Raw genomic sequence first — 17,660 nt, forward strand, 5'->3', positions numbered from 1 at the left:
CGGTTTAAAGCATAAAGGGACGAATTTCGACGTCATTATGTAAATACTGGCAGGGGTAATATCCAGCGCTTGGATAATTTTACGGGAGATTGGGTATTTTGAAGGTAAGACAACCGGCAAACCCTTGCGATTACGCGAAAATTGAAAGCGATAGTGTAAAATCTCTGTGGGTGTAGGAATTGGAAAAAGCGGATATAGAAAAAGAGCTTCTCCCTTGGTAAAGTGATGTTTGACGCACAACACACCAAGAAGGAGGAAGCTCCTGTGAGCCACTTTACCACAATAATGCCGACGATGAAAGAGATTGAGCAATGGATTTTCCGGAAAATGCAGGAGGAATTCGCTCGTGCGATGAAGCAGGTGCTGGAGGCGCTGGATCAGCAGATCCTGGAGCAACGGGACCGAGAGCGTTATCGAGTAAAGGACGAGCGTGAAACAAGCGTCAACACAGTGTTCGGGAATGTGCGCTTTAAGCGGAGATTGTACTGTGACCGTAGAAGCGGCAAACACGTGTATCTGCTGGATCAGCTGTTGCAATTCGAAGGGCGCGGGAAAGTCAGTCCGCATTTGGAAGAGACAGCAATCGCATTCGCAAGCCAAGGACCGTCGTACCGGGACAGCGCAAAGCGGCTGGAGCAGCTTTTGGGCTACAATGTGCTGAGCCACCAAGCGATCAGGGAAAAACTGATGGAGCGTGCGCAACAGCCGATGCCAGCGGTGAAACGGCGCGCTGCCCGCGTGCTGTTCGTGGAAGTGGATGGGCTGTACACGAAGCTGCAGCGGAGCAAAAAGCGCGGGATGGAGAACGCAATTGCAGTCGTACACGAAGGCTGGGAGAAGAACGGCAAGCGGGTACAGCTGAAGAACAAACAGCATTACCTGCATACGAGCGGCGGCGACTTCTGGGAAGGGTTCGGGGACTTTCTGGTGGAGCGTTACGAAATCGACGAGAACACGTGGCTTGTGGTGAACGGAGACGGCGCGGCGTGGATCGGGGAATGTACATCCTACTTTCACCAATGTCTGTACATGCTGGACCGCTTTCATGTGGCGCGTGATTTGAAACGCTTTGTTGGTCATTTGCCGCAGGTGTGGGAGACCGTGAGACGGTCTTTGGCCAAACAGGATGCAGCCGCGCTTATGGCGGTCCTGGAAGGCGTGTCGGAGCAAGAGATAGCGGAAGAGAACCGGAAGGATTGGAAGCCGTATAAAAGATTTCTAAAGCGGCATGAGAAGCATTTGGACGACTACCGAAAAACACTCCAGGCGAAGGGGATCGACACAAGCGGCATGCGCCCGATGGGAAGCGCGGAATCGCAGATGCGTATATTCGCCAAGCGGACGAAGCGTGGCGGGTACAGTTGGAGTGAGCGAGGCGTCAGGGCGATGCTGAGGACGATGATGAGGATTCAAGAAGCGGGCACGGTGGTAAGAACGGTTGAAGGACAAGCGAGTAAGCAGGCAACGCCGCAGCAGTCGATAAACATGCGGCAATTGCTCAAGAACGTGACGCAACCGGTCAAGGGTTGTATCGCTGGAATGATTCGCATGCTGCAAGGACCGAAGCAAAGCAGCACAACGGGTATGGCACTCAAAGCACTTCGCGGATAACGGCAAAAAATTCTGACAAATCACTTGTGTTTGATGAAAGAACGAAGCAAAGCGCTTACAAGGAAGAGGTTCCTTCGGGGTTCGCGTTCCAGGCATCTTAAATGACTGCCCACGCTAGCTTGACACTGACATTGAAAGCCGTTATCTTTACAAAATACGCCGTGGATTGATAAGATAACTAGGGTTGTCTTTTTTCCGTTTTCGCGCGTTCTTTATAAATTGGACGAAAGCCAAGGAGCATCGTTTCATTAAATCGGCAGGACCGGGATATGGAAGATTAAACTTTTGTTCAATTTATACAAGCAATTTTAAGTAAAGGGGTTATCGTATGAAATTGAAGAAAAAGGACATATTCTTCCAGACGTTGGAAAATATGGCCGATACGATTGTGCAGGCTGCCGATTATTTCGCACAGCATGTGGCCAATCTTCAAGATGTGGTTCTTTTTGCCAACGAAATGAAAAAGTTTGAGTCGCAGTGTGACGAATTTACACACACCATTATTACCGAGCTCAACAAAACGTTTATAACGCCAATCGAACGCGACGACATCATGGATCTGACAACCAGCATGGATGATGTAATGGACGGACTGGAGGCCTGCGCTTCCCGCTTCGATATGTATCATCTGCCAGACCCTGACGAGTATATCATTCAGTTTGCGGAAATTTTGCGGCAGTCGGCCTATGAGATTCAAAAGGCGGTTCATTTGCTGTCCCAGAAAAAGCTCCTTGCCATCCGCGAATATACGATTCGTCTGAACGATCTGGAAAACCAAGCGGACGAGCTGCTTCGCATTTCCATCAAAGCCCTGTTCGCCAAAGTATCCGATCCGATCGAGCTGATCAAACGCAAGGAAATTTACGAACGTCTCGAAACGACCACGGATACGTGCGAAGATGTGGCCAATATGTTGGAATCGATTATTATGAGCAACTCGTAAGGGGTTTACAAACACATGGAGACACCAATCATTGTATTAGGCATTGTCATCTTCCTGGCGCTGGCGTTTGATTTCATCAACGGTTTCCATGATACGGCGAATGCCATCGCAACCTCGGTATCGACCCGGGCGCTCAAACCGCGTACGGCGATCATCCTGGCAGCCATCATGAATTTCGTTGGGGCCATCATGTTTACGGGCGTCGCGAAAAAAATCGGCGGAAGCGTCGCGGATCCATCCACGCTCGATAACGGGATCGAGGTCGTCATTGCCACGCTGCTGGCCGCGATCATCTGGAACCTCGCTACCTGGTGGCTGGGGATTCCGTCTTCTTCCTCCCACGCGCTGATCGGCGCATTGGCCGGAGCGGTATTCGTCGGAGCCGGCGCGAACCATGTCAAATGGAGCGGATTCGTCGAAATCGTGGAAGGATTGCTGCTTTCCCCGTTAATCGCGTTTGTGGTCGGGTATATCATCATGACGATCCTCAAATGGATTTTTGCGAAAAAAAGCCCGCATACCGTGAACAAAGGCTTCCGGATGATGCAGATCGTCACGGCAGCCGCCCAATCGTTTACGCACGGCACGAACGACGCGCAAAAGGCGATGGGGATCATTACGTTCGCGCTCGTGGCGTCCGGCCGTCTGGATCATCTCGAAGTTCCGCTGTGGGTCAAAATCGCTGCGGCCACATCGATGGCGCTCGGCACCTCCATTGGCGGCTGGAAGATCATCAAGACGATGGGGACGAAAATCTTCAAAATCGAGCCGATCAACGGCTTTGCCGCAGACTTTACTTCGGCTTCGGTTATCTTCGGCGCAACGCTGCTGCATTTGCCGGTCAGTACGACCCATGCGGTAACCTCCGCGATTCTCGGGGTAGGCAGCGCCAAACGTTTTTCCGAAGTGAAATGGTCGCTGGCCGGACGGATCGTGATCACGTGGTTTATTACCATTCCGATCTCCGCGATTCTGGCAGGCATTATTTATAAGATTTTATTCTAGACAAATCACATATGGATATGAAGTGGGGGCCAATCGATGAGGTTGGCTTTTTTGTATGCCCGGATCGGCCGGCGCCCGGCGTTTGGGTGAGGAGTTTTACGGCGCGTCGTTCCAAAGGCTGACGTTGGAGCTTGTCCCCGTGCCCCGGGAAACGGTCCTCCCTCCCGAATTTCGCGAACGGCTGTCTTTGCTGTACAATAAAAGAATAACGCAAGGGACGGATTTGGGCTTGTGCATCCCGCTCTCGAAAGGAGTCTGTCGATAACCGATGATACGCACGCTGGCTGTGACGCATACGCATGAGGTGGTGACGAATTTTAAGCTGGAGGATACCCGTCCGGGGGATTACGCCTGGATGTGGGTGGACTTTAACGCGCCGACCGAAGAGGAATCGGCCCTGCTGACGACTTATTTCCATTTCCACCCGCTTGCGGTGGAGGACTGCCTCCATGTGCTGCAGCGCCCGAAGCTGGACAATTACGACGAGCTGCAATTTTACGTGCTTCATGCCATCGATCCCGATACGCTCCATGTGGAAGAGGTGGATCTGTTTCTTGGGCAGGATTTGCTTGTATCGTTCCACGAAAAAGAGCTGGAGGAAGTGGACGAAGCGTGGAAGGAAATCATCCAGCATGCCCATGATCGGAAAATCTGGTCCCGCGGGCCGGTGTCCTGCGCCTACAACGTGATGGACAAGCTGGTGGACAAATATTTTCCGTGCGTGTTCACGATTGAAGACGAGCTGGCGGAGCTTGAAACGCGGGGCAGCAGGGAATCGGTCGAGGAGCTGATGAAGCAGGTGTTCGAGCTGCGGGGGCGGCTGCTGAAGCTGCGGCGCACGATCGTGCCGATGCGCGATTTGCTGTACCGGGTCGTCAACTCCCAGCATGTCCAAAGCAGCAGCGAGCATAAGGTGTATTTCGGCGACATTTACGACCATCTGCTGAAGCTGACCGACATGATCGAAGCGGACCGGGAAATGACGGCCGATCTGCGGGACAGCTACATCTCGCTCAACTCCAACCGGATGAACTCGATCATGAAGACGCTGACGGTCATCACGACCGTGTTCATGCCTTTGACGCTGATTGCCGGGATTTATGGGATGAACTTTACGAACATGCCGGAGCTCGGCTGGAAATACGGTTACCCTGCGGTGATGGTGCTTATGTTCGCTCTTGCGGCGGGCATGGTGCTGTGGTTTCAGCGGCGGGGCTGGTTTAAGTAAAAATGCTGTGGGAAGCCGCGTGATGGCGGCTTTTTTGCAATGGGAAACACGGGGGAGGAGGGGACCTTCCGGTCCCCTGGATGTAAATTTAAGCATCTTTCGTCCTACGGGGCTGGCGGGTACGATGGCGGCATGAAACGGCCCGGGATCGGATGGTTTCGGGGGACCGATGTCCGGGCTGGGAAGGATGGGAGATTCTATGCTCCTATGTGTCTGGTCAGCGCCGCTTTTTGCGGGAGGATTTTGAGGATTTGCCGGGGCGATAGGCGTTGTTCGAACGTTTGCGGGAAGAGGATTTTTTGCGCGTGTTTCTTCTGCGGCGGGGCCGGTATTCGGCCGACTCCTCGGCGGCGTTCGTTTTGCCTTTTCCGAACAGCAGTTTGAACATCGGCGCCACTTGCTGCACGCCGGTCATCACCTTTTGCACCTTCCCAATGGAATTGACGATGCCGTCAATCCCGCCCATCCGGTCGATCAATCCTTTCAGCTCCCCGATATTGGCCAGGGAAAATCCCGATTTGGCGGCAGCAGCCGCAGGCGCGGCTGCAGCGGCCACGGAGGTCGCTTCGGCGGCTCCCGTCAGCACTTCGGCGCTTGGCAGCACTTCGCCCCCCGGCATCGGAACAAGGCCCGTGCCCGGACCGGCGCCAAAATCGTTATAAGGGATACCCGGATAGGGTGAATAGGATGGGTAAGGAGAGAAAGGACCGCCGTTCAGTGAGCGATGATCGTTGCGGGGCTTGCGGTGATAGTAATGCTCAGGCATGGATATCACTTTCCTTTTTGGAATGTTTTATTATACTGTATGTCATGGGCAAACATAAGGTATGGACGAATGCCCGGTAGACAGGGATAGGTGCGGAATCGGGCGAATACCCAGAAGCGGCGTCCGGCAAGCGGGCTTGGGGTATCCTTCCAGGGTGTGGGGCGGCGGCATCGTGGATTTGCAGGTTATCTACCTTGACCCTGACACTAATGTCAGGGTTTATAATGGGTTCATCCCGAACAGAAAAGGAAGATGCCGCTTATGAATATTTCGCCGCAAGAGGAAAACATGATTCAGGCGCTGCGCGAGGTGGCATTGCCTCCTCTATTTGTGCTCATCCGGATTCGAAACGATATTCTTCATGACACGGTCCATATCGAAGAAGGCCGGAGAAATGAAATGGTGAATACGTTGGAAAAATACATCGCCCCGCTTTGGGAGGATTATCATCATGAGAAAAATTCACAGGCCAAGGAAGGACTTTCGAGTCCGGAGTGAACGGTCACGATACCAACAGCGACGGGCCATGCCGCCATATAGGGCGGTTTTTCTTTTGCGCAAAATCCGTATTCAAGGATCGCTCGCAGAGCCCTTATCCTAAAAGATTCAGCGGCGTCCCGGTTGGTGCAGGTACGGAAGATCCCGAAGTAGGGAATCGCCTGTCATGGGTCACGAAGGATTGTCCAAGAGAGCGATTATCAATCGACCGAAACCTATCCGCCAAAAATGAATGGCGAAATCCGTCAATACCGATGCTCATGCCTGCCTGCAAAATCAGAGGGCTAAAGGGCCGAATAACCGGAATTGGAAATGATCCGCCAAAACATCATGTACAAGCCCGCATGGATGATGTATAATTTAAGCGCTTTCAAATGGAAGGTGGTGTTTGATGCATTTTAACCATGGAAAGGCATCGATGGACCGGGCGGCTGATCCATGTCGCTTTATTTAGCCTGCTGCCATGCAACTCTTCAGTGCGTGAATTCGTTAACGCTTGAAAATTTTATACCGGCTCGGTACAATGAGAGTACATAGAGGACTATCATTTGAATATGGATTGACCGATATTATAATGTGGAAAGACCCTGTGACGGGAGCACAATCCTGAATAGGCAATAGTAATAGTAGGGGATGATGATTCAGTGCAACTGAAGAAACTTAATGATAAAAGTATTGACCAATTATTTGAAGCTATTTTAACGCTGGAAAATATTGAAGAATGTTACGTGTTCTTCGATGACCTGTGCACTGTGAACGAAATCCAGTCCCTGTCCCAGCGTCTGGAAGTGGCGCGCATGCTCGGCAAAGGCTGCACGTACAACCAGATCGAGGCTGAAACGGGAGCGAGCACCGCGACCATTTCTCGCGTAAAACGGTGTTTGAATTACGGCAACGAAGGGTATAAAATGACGTTAGACCGTCTTGGACGATAAGATGCGCAAACGGGGCGTACTAATCATCAGCCACGGCTCAAGGGAACAGGCTTGGGTCGATCTGGTCGATGAAGCCATTCATCAGCTGCCGCTGCGGGGAGACCTCCCTGTGGCGGCTTCGTTCTTGGAACTCGTGGAAGGACGGCTCATTCAGGATGGCATCGACCGGCTTGAAGGCCAGGGAGTCACGGACATTCTGGTCATTCCGCTGTTCGTTTCTTCCGGGAGCACGCATGTGAACGAAATTGCATACGCGCTCGGCGTGCTGGATGCTCCTTCTTTTGACAGCGACCTGGAGCGGTTTCGGGTCAGTGCGACCATTCACTACGGCTCGCCGATCGAGCATGGGCCTTACGTGGCGGAAATGCTGTGGGATAAAATACGGCCGGTATCCCGGGAACCGGAGCGGGAAGTCCTTGTCCTGATCGGACATGGAAGCAGTTATGAAAGTTTTCGCAAACGCTGGGAGGAAGGGCTCCGGCGGCTGGCGGACCAGGTGCGGGAGATCGGCGGCTTCGCATGCAGCGATGTTGCGCTGCTGCGGCCGGACAACGTTCGCGAGAAAGTGGCATATTGGCAAAAGGACCGGGGAATGCAGGTCATTGCGGCTCCGCTTTTTTTGAGTGAGGGTTATTTTATCCGCGAAGTGATTCCGAAACGTCTGGAAGGCTTGAGCTACCTGTATCCGGGAAAGGCGCTGCTGCCGCATCCGCTGCTGACCGCGTGGATTGACCAGCAGGTTCAAGACTGGTTAAAAGTGGAATAATGGGCTATATTCTTCTAAGGGGCGTATGGCCTTAAGGTTGCGTGCTTTTGGCGACATGCGACATGCGAATCCCTTAGAGCAATCATAACGGTGTGAATTCCTAAAATGGGTGGCGTTTGGTAATGAAAAGAGCAAGATTGATTTATAATCCCACTTCCGGCCGGGAGGAAATGCGACGGCGTTTGCCGGACGTGCTGCAGCGGCTTGATCTGGGCGGCATCGAAACCTCCTGCCATGCGACGACCGGCGAAGGCGACGCGACGGCCGCGGCTGCGGATGCCGTGGAACGCGGATATGACATGATCATCGCCGCGGGCGGCGACGGCACGCTGAACGAGGTCATCAACGGCATGGCCGGCAAGGACAATGTGCCTCCGCTCGGCATTTTTCCGGTGGGAACGACGAATGATTTTGCGCGCGGGCTGGGCATCCCGAGAAGCTGGGAGGACTACTGCGATCTCGTGATCCGGCAGCAGACCCGTCCGATCGACGTCGGGAAAGCCAATGACCGGTATTTTATCAACATCGCGGGCGGAGGGACGTTGACGGAACTGACTTATGACGTGCCCAGCCGCCTCAAGACGATGATCGGGCAGCTCGCGTATTACATTAAAGGGGTCGAAAAAATGGTCAGCCTGTCGCCGCAGGAGCTGATCATCGAAGCCGAAGGGCAGGAGACGATCCACGACGAATTCATGATTTTCCTCATCACCAACACGAACTCGGTCGGCGGCTTCGAGAAGCTCGCGCCCGGCGCGCGGATCGACGACGGCCTGCTCGACGTGATTGCCCTCAAAAAATGCAACCTGGCCGAATTCGTCCGGGTCGTCACGCTGGCGCTGCGCGGCGAGCATTTTAACGACAAAAAGGTCGTGTATTTCCGCACGCGCGAGATGGAGGTCACTTCCCCGGGCAAGGTGCTGCTCAACCTCGACGGCGAGCTGGGCGGAACGCTTCCGGGCCAGTTTTCGGTGCTGCATCAGCATTTGAGGATTTTTGCGTAAGGCATGTTTTTTAGCAAGACACGAGTTGCGGTTTGCAACACGGCCCAAGCGGCCGTAAACCGATACATACCGGCAGTTCACGCAGGTTAAGATGTCCAGTCGCTGCTCATCGCACCGGGAAGGGGAGCGGGACATCTTGATCTTTTTTGCGTTGGGGAGATGTTTGGTATAATAGGATGGATGTCATGCAGGGAAGGTTCATTGCCTTTTTAAAAATAAAGACGTTAGGCGAATGCATACGGAAAATGGTGTCTGCAATAGGCCTCCATTTTACGATTGAATATATAAGGAAAGAAGTGACGTAAGCAGCATGAACAAGCGACAAAGCCGCCGGAACGCCGGCCGCCGCAGCACGCCTGCACCCACCACCGGACTGCCGGTGGCCAAAAACGACGAGGTCGTCATCGACATCATCGGAATGAACCATGACGGTGAAGGCGTGGGCCGGGCCGAAGGATATACGTTATTCGTCGCGGGCGCTTTGCCCGGCGAAAAAGTGCGCGTGAAAGTGCTGAAGACCAAAAAGCAGTACGGCTACGCCAAACTGCTCGAGCTGGTCGAAGCCAGCCCGGACCGCATCGCCGCGCCCTGCCCGATCTTCGACAAATGCGGCGGCTGCCAGCTGCAGCATATGGATTATGCCGCGCAGCTGGCCTGGAAACGTCAGCTTGTCGTGGACAACCTGACGCGGATCGGGAAGCTGCAGGTGCTCGGGGAGCCGGAGCTGCGGCGCGGGGGCCCGGGAGAGCCTGTTGAGGCGGCACCTTCGGAAGCAGGGAACTCCCGGGGGATCCAGGTTCATGCCACGCTTGGCATGGACGAACCATGGCGCTACCGCAACAAGGCCCAGGTGCCGATCGGCGTCACCGAAGGCGGCCTGGTGGGCGGCTTTTACGCCCGCGGCAGCCACCGCATCATCGACATGGAAGCCTGCCTCATCCAGCACGAAAGCAACGACGAGGTCGTTGCCCGCGTGAAGGCGATCGGCCGCAAGCTCGGCATCTCCGCGTACGATGAAGAAACCGGTAAAGGTCTGCTCCGTCACGTCGTGGTGAAGGTCGCTTTCCGTACCGGCGAGATGATGATCGTTCTTGTTACCAACGGGGACAAGATCCCGCACGCGGACGAATGGATCGGCGCGATTCGCGAACAGCTGCCATCGGTGGTCAGCATCTGCCAAAACGTCAATACGAAGCAGACGAACGTGATTTTCGGGGACGTTACCCGCGTCCTGTGGGGCCGCGAAGTGATTTATGACTATATCGGCGACGTGAAGTTCGCCATCTCGGCGCGGTCGTTCTATCAGGTGAACCCGGCGCAGACCGAAGTGCTGTACGGCAAAACGGTGGAATACGCCCGGTTGACCGGAAAAGAGACGGTCATTGACGCGTACTGCGGCATTGGGACTATTTCCCTGTTCCTGGCGCAGCATGCGGGCAAGGTGTACGGCGTCGAGATCGTGCCGGAAGCTATTGAGGATGCGCGCCGGAATGCGGAGCTGAACGGAATGAGCAACGTTACTTTCGAGGTTGGCGCGTCCGAGGATGTCATTCCTGCCTGGAAAGAGCAGGGCATCGAAGCGGACGTCATCGTCGTCGACCCGCCTCGCAAAGGCTGCGATCCGAAGCTGCTGGAGACGATTTTGGAGATGAAACCGGAGCGGGTGGTTTACGTGAGCTGCAATCCTTCTACGCTGGCGCGGGATTTGCGGGTGCTGGAGGATGGCGGGTATCGCACGGTGGAAGTGACGCCGGTGGATATGTTCCCGCATACGGTGCATGTGGAGAGCGTGGCTTGGTTGGAATTAGAATAATCGCATGACATTTCAGATTCAAATCAAGTCGTGATACAATAAGTGTGGTCGAACATTGAGAAAATGACTGTTTTGCAAGTTTATATATTGAGGCAACGGTGGAATGCAGGGTTCAGCGTTGTTTCAAAACGATTTTATTAAGGAGTGAACACCATGCAATCAATCCAAGGCAAAGTGGCATTAATTACAGGAGCAGGGCGTGGAATTGGACGTGCAACAGCAATAGCTTTTGCGAAAGAAGGTATTCACGTAGGTCTTGTTGGACGCACGCTTGAAAATTTGCAACGCGTAGCAGAGGAACTTAAACAGTATGATGTGAAGGTGGCCATCGCCGCGGCAAACGTAGCGGATTTAGACTCGATCACTGCAGCGGTTGAATCCATTCGCGGTGAGCTTGGCGCGATCGACATTTTGGTCAACAATGCCGGCATCTCCAAATTCGGCAACTTCATGGACTTAACGCCAGAGGAATGGACCAATATCATCGATGTCAATGTAAAAGGCGTGTACTACACAACACGTGCGGTATTACCGGAAATGATTGAGCGCAAAACAGGCGACATCATTAATATCTCCTCGACAGCCGGTCAAAAAGGCGCACCGGTTACAAGTGCATACTCGGCATCAAAAGCTGCGGTGATCGGATTAAGCGAGTCATTAATGCTGGAAGTGCGTAAGCACAATATTCGTGTGACCACGTTAACGCCAAGTACGGTGGCAACAGATATGGCTGTTGAACTCAACTTAACAGACGGCAATCCGGATAAAGTGATGCAGGCAGAAGATTTAGCAGACTTGATGGTTGCACAGCTAAAACTTCATCCGCGTGTTTTGCTAAAACATGCCGGACTTTGGTCAACCAACCCTTAATGATAGTTGAAATATCAAGACGCTGCCCTATGTATGTGGGGTGGCGTTTTCCTTTTTATATCGTAAAAAGCCCCAATATCTGCTCAACATCATTAGCATCTGCGTTCTCCCAAAGTCTAAGAAGTCTGACTACAGGACAATGAGTTTGCATGAGAGCCGACCGAGAAGCGGGGATCTACTCCTGTTTCTGCTCGGTTTTTTTGTGTCTTCTAAAAAAGATTGTATGATTCTGGTCGCACTCGAAAATTTCCGGTTGGGGAATTGGTTCTTTTTTCTTAAAGGCTGGTAAGATAAAAAATTCTTTTAATTTGATATATAATATTGTCAGTAAGCACTAAGCAGTTGCTTGGTTGGATCTCCAAGGGTACTATTGTTTAATCATTAAGTGATTAAGCATGATATAAGTGGATAAGAAGAACGTTAGGCGTAATATTATGGGACAACGTTTGAAACTGCATCATAACGAAAGGATTTGAGTTTGAAGTGAACAACAATTTTTGGCTTGATTTACCCCGGCCTTTTTTTGTGCTTGCACCGATGGAAGATGTGACGCACGTTGTTTTTCGTCATGTCGTGAGTAAAGCGGGAAGACCGGATGTGTTTTTTACGGAGTTTACGAATACGGAGAGCTATTGTCACCCGGAAGGCAATCATAGCGTGCGCGGCCGGCTGCTCTTTACCGAGGATGAACAACCTATGGTCGCGCATATTTGGGGCGATAAGCCGGAGTATTTTGAAAAAATGAGTATCGATATGGCGAAGATGGGATTTAAAGGGATCGATATCAATATGGGTTGTCCTGTCCATAATGTGGCATGCAACGGAAAGGGAAGCGGCCTAATTCTCCGGCCGGAGGTTGCTGCTGACATCATCCAAGCGGCCAAGGCAGGAGGATTGCCTGTAAGCGTGAAGACCAGACTTGGTTTCACAAGAGTGGATGAATGGCAGGACTGGTTGACCCATATTTTGAAGCAGGATATCGCTAATCTTTCGATCCACTTGCGGACGAGAGAGGAAATGAGCCAAGTCGATGCGCATTGGGAACTGATTCCTGAGATCAAGGAGCTTCGGGATCGTGTGGCGCCGCATACGCTGCTGACGATCAACGGAGATATTCCTGACCGTCAAACGGGCCTAAAGCTGGCTGAACAATATGGCGTGGATGGGATCATGATCGGGCGCGGGATTTTTAAAAACCCGTTTGCTTTTGAAAAAGAGCCGAGGGAACATAGCAGCAGCGAATACCTTGATCTTTTAAGATTGCAGCTGGATCTCCATGATCAGTACTCCCAAAAATTAGAGGCCCGTCCATTCAAAGCTCTTCACCGCTTTTTCAAGATTTATGTCAAAGGGTTCCGAGGGGCAAGCGAACTCAGAAATCAATTGATGAGCACGACGTCAACCGATGAAGTGCGCGCGCTTTTGGACGAATTTACGCAACATATGGATGAGGGCGCAGAAAGTTAAGCGGAGTAACTCCGTCCCTTAGGGGATGGAGTTTTTTTCGTTTGTGTTGTACGAAAGGGCAGATAATGATCATTGTACGATATTCATGATGGATCCATATGGAGTGATGACCTCGAGATACACTGATTACATCCCCCCGAAAACAGGCGGATACCAATCTTTAGGAAAGTTTGGCGACGATATCTATGCGTATGAGGTTAACTATGGACAGGAAATGGCCCGTTCGATGATCTATGAACGTTGATCGGTTTTCTGCAGCTATTAAGCTAACGGGCAGGATTATTGATATTTTAAGGAGGTAACAAAGTAGTGAAAGTAAAATGGTATTCTGTAAAACTTTTGTTTGAAGCTAAAATCACTGGTGAGCCAAATCCATTAACCATCGATGACGCTTATGATGAATCGAAAATTTACGAAGAAAGGTTATATCTTATACATGCCGATTCATTTGAGGAAGCGTATGAAAAGGCAGAAGGTGAAGCCAAAGATTCAGAAACCAAGCATTTCAATCCTTATGGTGAACTAGTGGAGTGGGTGTATGTCCAACCATTAGATTGTTTTCATCTTTTTGACGATGAGATTAGAGATAAAACGGAGATTTACTCCAGACAGTTTGATGTGTCAAAAGACAAAAGCATGAGTGAGGTTTTACAGCGGTTTTATCCAGAAGTTAATGATGAGGAGTAGTTCAACACGGAGATTTATTAAGCTAACGGGCAGGTTAAATTAGCAATCTATAATAAACAGCCTGAACTGAAATGTTGTAAAGTGTAGTTAATGGTAAGCATACCACATGAACAAAGGAGAACTGAAAATGAGGAAACTTGTTTTATTTTTGCATTCATCGCTTGACGGTTTTGTAGAAGGGCCAAACGGCGAAATGGACATTGGCTGGGTTTCCTACGATGCTGATTTGGAGAAACACGCGAAAGAAATTTTGAGTACTGCCGACACGGTCATTTGGGGACGCGGGACTTATCAGATGATGCACAGCTACTGGCCATCTGTGCCTTCGAACCCATCAGCTTCGCAGCATGAACGGGATCATGCCGAGTGGATCGAAAAGACAGACAAAATTGTTTTTTCCACAACGCTGGAGAAAGTCGAGTGGAACAATTCCAGACTGTGAAAGAAGATGTCGAGGAAGAGATCAAGAACCTCAAAAAGCAGCCAGGGAGAGATATGGTCATCCTCGGCAGTCCTAGGTTCGCGCACTACCTTATGGGGCTTGATTTAATTGATGAGTATAAGATCACGGTTTCTCCTGTCCTGATCGGCAGCGGGTTGCCGTTATTCCAAGGCATCAAAGAGAAGACCAATCTTAAACTTATCGAAAACAAAACTTTTGATTCCGGGGCCATTGGTCTCTATTATCAGGCGGTTAGATGACCTTGTTTCGTAAATTAGAATGCGTAGATGGGTTACGATAGCTAATTACTTAATTATTTGTAACACTTAAACTGAAGGTATTGCATTGAGCTGACGGGTACGTTAGTTCAATATAACTTAATGTTGAGCAGGCCACAGCAGCCTGCTCATATTATTAAGCTGACGTGCAGCATAGTTCAAGAATCAATCGCGGGGAACCGTATCTTATAGTAATGTAAGAGAAGCCTGCGGCCACTTCGCCGATCCCGCTGATTGCCCCTGTAATGGCGACCACTTTACCCGAAATTCCCGACATCATCTCCCCCGTCCTATTCCTCGAAATCGGTACTCATCGTTGTTTCTTTCCAATTCTCGGGCACCGCTGTGCTTATCGGATAACGGAACACCATGGGCTGTGAAGATAACGCACCGCTGCGGGGGGGGCTCAGGCCGATAACGAGAGCGCCTAAACCGGAAAAAGCACCGGCTAAGGCGCTCTACGTTCCTGTCCCTCGCTTCACCCCCCGCACCGAGCGAAAAGCTTCTAAAATATGAGATTTCTTAGTGCTGGCACCGAATATTCATCTGAGGTATCTGGATTGAGGGATGATGTATGGACTCATGGTTCAAAAATTGATTATACTAGCAGTAACCATGTTGAAAGCTATACATTCACCGACTTAATTTGATGAATCTTCTCATCTGACAACTGGAAAAGGAGAGGGTTACAAAAAATGTTTAAGAAAATATTTGTCCCTTTGTTACTAGTCGGAACTCTTTTATTTATTAATAATCATCCCGTGAATGCTTCACCACTTCCAAGATTCATAGGTGTGAATGTTCAATTAAATGGTGTTCCAATTGATTCAGATGTCAGTCCATATATTGACAGAACTACAAATACAACGTATGTTCCTCTTAGGGTCATTTCTGAAGGATTGGGAGCGTCTGTAAGCTGGAACAAGGAAAAACAACAAGTAACCATCCGATCTAATAATGGAACAACCATTCTTATGACTGTTGGAAGCAGGACCGTTTATGTAAATAATGAAGAAAGAATTCTTCCCAATGCTCCAGAGATGCCTTTTGTAAGAGTAATGGTCCCACTTAGATTTGTTTCTGAGGTTCTAGGGGCAACCATAAAAGTGTCCATTGTCGATGACATAACGAATGTGGATATTTCCACTAAGAATTAATTACTATTAAAGAATGTGCTGACAGTTTCTAAAAAAAGAGTCAGGACGAATAACTAAACTGTACCCTATGTAAAGGACATTTAAAAAAGTCTAGGCAGTTTGAAGAAGATGATCTCTGTATTGAACAGGGGTCATCTTTTTTTAAATTCCATTGATACCTGTAGTGGTTGTAAAAGGTTACGTAGTTCTTAATCTCCTGCTCGTTCAGGGTCAAACAAGGCTTAGTGGAAGCCTTCGGTTTTTCTTAAGTTTCAAGAGAGTATCTGTCGCAAGATCCATGGTGATCCGATCTGACACATGATATGCCAAGATTTCATTGTTTGAGCTGATATCAGTTAGCAATACCTTACCTGGGATGCTGTTTAAACTCCTGGTTCAGCAGGTTGGCTCCTGGGCAGCCTTCATCATCCGTTTATAGGGATTGGCCTTCCTAAAGGGACATATAATGTCGTATTTCTTCATAATCCTCCTAATCCGTTTCAAATTGTAGATTACCTTAAACTGCCCCTCCAATGTCATCTTGATGGAACGAGCCCCTTTCTTTCGTCTTTTGAAATGAAAGGCTTTTAAGATTACTTTTCTTGAAGCAGTCATATGTAGAGAAAAATCATTAAGCTAACGGAGAACGATACTGTAAAACGACCTGAACATCCTGCGGACATACGAAGGTATGCGTAAGTGAAGGAAGTGGTGACCCAACATTCGGCACGCAAAAATCTAGGCAGCCCGCAGTTAGGGTGTTCGCGGGGCTGCCTAGATATGTTGTGGTTCATAGGTTGTAGTCGATGCCTTCGTCAGCACCTGTGAGGGCGTTTACGTACACGTGAGAAACGCCTTCGATTCCAGTGACGGAAAATGCGTATACGAGCTTGCTGTTGTGGATCTCCAGCTTTGGCTTGCCGGAGGCGTTTACGTTCGGGCCGAGCTGCTCAGAGGCTTGCTCAGCTGTCAGCTTCGGGTGAAGTGGAAATGTTTTATTGTAATTGTAAAAATAATTATACGCATCAAAGCTCTTCAACGCACCGGTACGGCGATCAAACACCCATACGACTTGCATCTGCGGAATTGAAACTTGCTTCCGAACCGGAATATATGTGATATGAATTGAGGTATCTTTTATCTCTTTCGCTACTAATGTCAGGCGTTCGTCAGACCAGCGCGCCATCCAGGTGTCCGCAACCGCGATAGCCTGCTTTAGGTCAATAGATTGCTGCAAAGCTGCTTTTTCGGAGGTCGAGCCGTGGCGTGTTACCCGGAGCACGTGTCCGCTTTTACTCAATTTTGCAATATAGGGGCTGGTTTGTTTTCCATCGGTGTTCGATAACTTGAAATCCATGACTTCTCCGAATTGGGGACTGATCCCGCCGGAAACCATGTTGACGATTTGCTTGCCGGCCCCTTTATTCCAAGCCTCACCCATGAAGGTTTTCGCTTTTGCCGCAAGCTCCGTAGCCGTATAAGAGGTTTCACCGGCGAACACGGTTCCTGGCTTCGTAGGTATGTAAGGATTCTGATTGTACAGGAACTCGTTAAAGGCTTTATTTCCGTACGTGGAGACCGAGTCGAGTTGAGACAAGGCACCTTCCATAGCGGTCGAGATCCGTTGTATATCCGATAAAGAGGTATCATAACCCTTCTCTCTCATCTGATCGAGATACGGCATGGCGGTCCTCACGAACTTTCGCATACGCTGAATTTGTTCTAATTGATCCGGGTTGAGCGACAATTTCTTTTCGCTGGCGGGATAGGCCAAGTAGTGGCTCCCGTTCGTGATAAACGACTCGTACAAGGGCCAAGATGGAAAGTTCATTGTAGCGGATGCGCTCGTTTCAAATTGCAAGATAAAATTGGCATTCTCAATCGCGGATTGGAGCGCTGCTTGCCGATTGGCAAATGTAGGTGCCGCAAGTGACTCAGCAAGCGCATAGTCGAAATTGCGCAAGTAGATCGATTGGATTTGCGACCAATATTGCGCATTCCGCTGTTGTTGCTGCTCCCATTGCCGATTGTGCTGATGTTCCTTATAACTGTAATACGCGCCCGCGAATGTCGTCACGCAAAGCAGGCCGATTATGGATTTGGAGAGAAAGTTCATGTCTATTAAAGCTCCCGTCTTCGTCTTCACAAGTCTTATCCACTTTATCAAAGATGGGAACGCAGTATAATGAGTAAATATTGCCAATGCCCCTT

The 17,660-nt window shown here is 50.2% G+C and carries 15 protein-coding genes and 2 pseudogenes; 14 read left to right on the top strand and 3 right to left on the bottom strand.

Annotated elements, in window-relative coordinates; all coding sequences use genetic code 11:
* Nucleotides 1–264 precede the first annotated feature (264 nt).
* From MKY58_RS03430 to corA, 4 genes are all read left to right on the top strand, one after another.
* Entirely contained in the window at nt 265–1,611 is a 1,347-nt protein-coding gene (locus MKY58_RS03430; protein WP_339320778.1) for an ISLre2-like element ISTco1 family transposase, read from the top strand.
* A 328-nt stretch (nt 1,612–1,939) separates the two neighbouring features.
* The gene (locus tag MKY58_RS03435) at nt 1,940–2,554 is read left to right on the top strand and encodes a DUF47 family protein (RefSeq protein WP_036714980.1); all 615 of its coding nucleotides are present in this window, start codon (nt 1,940–1,942) and stop codon (nt 2,552–2,554) included.
* A gap of 15 nt (nt 2,555–2,569) precedes the next feature.
* Nucleotides 2,570–3,559 (top strand): inorganic phosphate transporter, encoded by a 990-nt coding sequence (locus tag MKY58_RS03440; RefSeq protein WP_339323469.1) that lies wholly within the window; start codon nt 2,570–2,572, stop codon nt 3,557–3,559.
* A 268-nt stretch (nt 3,560–3,827) separates the two neighbouring features.
* Entirely contained in the window at nt 3,828–4,787 is a 960-nt protein-coding gene (gene corA / locus MKY58_RS03445) for a magnesium/cobalt transporter CorA (RefSeq protein WP_339323470.1), read from the top strand.
* 217 nt (nt 4,788–5,004) lie between these two features.
* Here corA and MKY58_RS03450 read toward each other — a convergent pair whose 3' ends face one another.
* Nucleotides 5,005–5,553 (bottom strand): hypothetical protein, encoded by a 549-nt coding sequence (locus MKY58_RS03450; RefSeq protein ID WP_339323471.1) that lies wholly within the window; start codon nt 5,551–5,553, stop codon nt 5,005–5,007.
* Nucleotides 5,554–5,814: 261 nt separating this feature from the next.
* Between MKY58_RS03450 and MKY58_RS03455 the strand changes: the two genes are divergently transcribed.
* The 10 genes and pseudogenes from MKY58_RS03455 to MKY58_RS03500 all read left to right on the top strand — a co-directional run bounded on the left by MKY58_RS03455 (nt 5,815) and on the right by MKY58_RS03500 (nt 15,470).
* The gene (locus tag MKY58_RS03455; protein WP_339323472.1) at nt 5,815–6,051 is read left to right on the top strand and encodes a hypothetical protein; all 237 of its coding nucleotides are present in this window, start codon (nt 5,815–5,817) and stop codon (nt 6,049–6,051) included.
* A 644-nt stretch (nt 6,052–6,695) separates the two neighbouring features.
* On the top strand, nt 6,696–6,986 hold the full coding sequence (locus tag MKY58_RS03460; protein ID WP_036714986.1) for a YerC/YecD family TrpR-related protein: 291 nt from the start codon (nt 6,696–6,698) through the stop codon (nt 6,984–6,986).
* 1 nt (nt 6,987) lies between these two features.
* Nucleotides 6,988–7,752, top strand: a complete 765-nt coding sequence (locus tag MKY58_RS03465; RefSeq protein WP_339325037.1) for a CbiX/SirB N-terminal domain-containing protein — start codon at nt 6,988–6,990, stop codon at nt 7,750–7,752.
* Nucleotides 7,753–7,874: 122 nt separating this feature from the next.
* Nucleotides 7,875–8,756, top strand: a complete 882-nt coding sequence (locus MKY58_RS03470) for a diacylglycerol kinase (RefSeq protein WP_339323473.1) — start codon at nt 7,875–7,877, stop codon at nt 8,754–8,756.
* Between the two features lie 310 nt (nt 8,757–9,066).
* Nucleotides 9,067–10,569 (top strand): 23S rRNA (uracil(1939)-C(5))-methyltransferase RlmD, encoded by a 1,503-nt coding sequence (gene rlmD, locus MKY58_RS03475; RefSeq protein WP_339323474.1) that lies wholly within the window; start codon nt 9,067–9,069, stop codon nt 10,567–10,569.
* A gap of 153 nt (nt 10,570–10,722) precedes the next feature.
* On the top strand, nt 10,723–11,439 hold the full coding sequence (locus MKY58_RS03480; RefSeq protein WP_339323475.1) for a 3-ketoacyl-ACP reductase: 717 nt from the start codon (nt 10,723–10,725) through the stop codon (nt 11,437–11,439).
* Between the two features lie 483 nt (nt 11,440–11,922).
* Complete coding sequence (locus MKY58_RS03485) at nt 11,923–12,906, top strand: tRNA-dihydrouridine synthase (RefSeq protein ID WP_212952334.1); 984 nt, start codon at nt 11,923–11,925, stop codon at nt 12,904–12,906.
* Nucleotides 12,907–13,215: 309 nt separating this feature from the next.
* A complete protein-coding gene (locus MKY58_RS03490; protein WP_339323476.1) occupies nt 13,216–13,593 on the top strand; it encodes a DUF4288 domain-containing protein in 378 nt (125 codons plus the stop codon).
* A 127-nt stretch (nt 13,594–13,720) separates the two neighbouring features.
* Nucleotides 13,721–14,295 (top strand): annotated as a pseudogene (locus MKY58_RS03495) (dihydrofolate reductase family protein).
* A gap of 713 nt (nt 14,296–15,008) precedes the next feature.
* Entirely contained in the window at nt 15,009–15,470 is a 462-nt protein-coding gene (locus tag MKY58_RS03500) for a copper amine oxidase N-terminal domain-containing protein (RefSeq protein ID WP_339323477.1), read from the top strand.
* Between the two features lie 90 nt (nt 15,471–15,560).
* On the opposite strand, the pseudogene MKY58_RS03505 reads toward MKY58_RS03500, so the two are convergent.
* A pseudogene (locus MKY58_RS03505) lies at nt 15,561–16,052 on the bottom strand (IS3 family transposase); the annotation flags it as partial.
* A gap of 187 nt (nt 16,053–16,239) precedes the next feature.
* The gene (locus tag MKY58_RS03510) at nt 16,240–17,565 is read right to left on the bottom strand and encodes a hypothetical protein (RefSeq protein ID WP_339323478.1); all 1,326 of its coding nucleotides are present in this window, start codon (nt 17,563–17,565) and stop codon (nt 16,240–16,242) included.
* Nucleotides 17,566–17,660: the final 95 nt, after the last annotated feature.

This window comes from Paenibacillus sp. FSL W8-0194 (genome assembly GCF_037969745.1).
Lineage (GTDB): Bacteria > Bacillota > Bacilli > Paenibacillales > Paenibacillaceae > Paenibacillus_AQ > Paenibacillus_AQ cookii.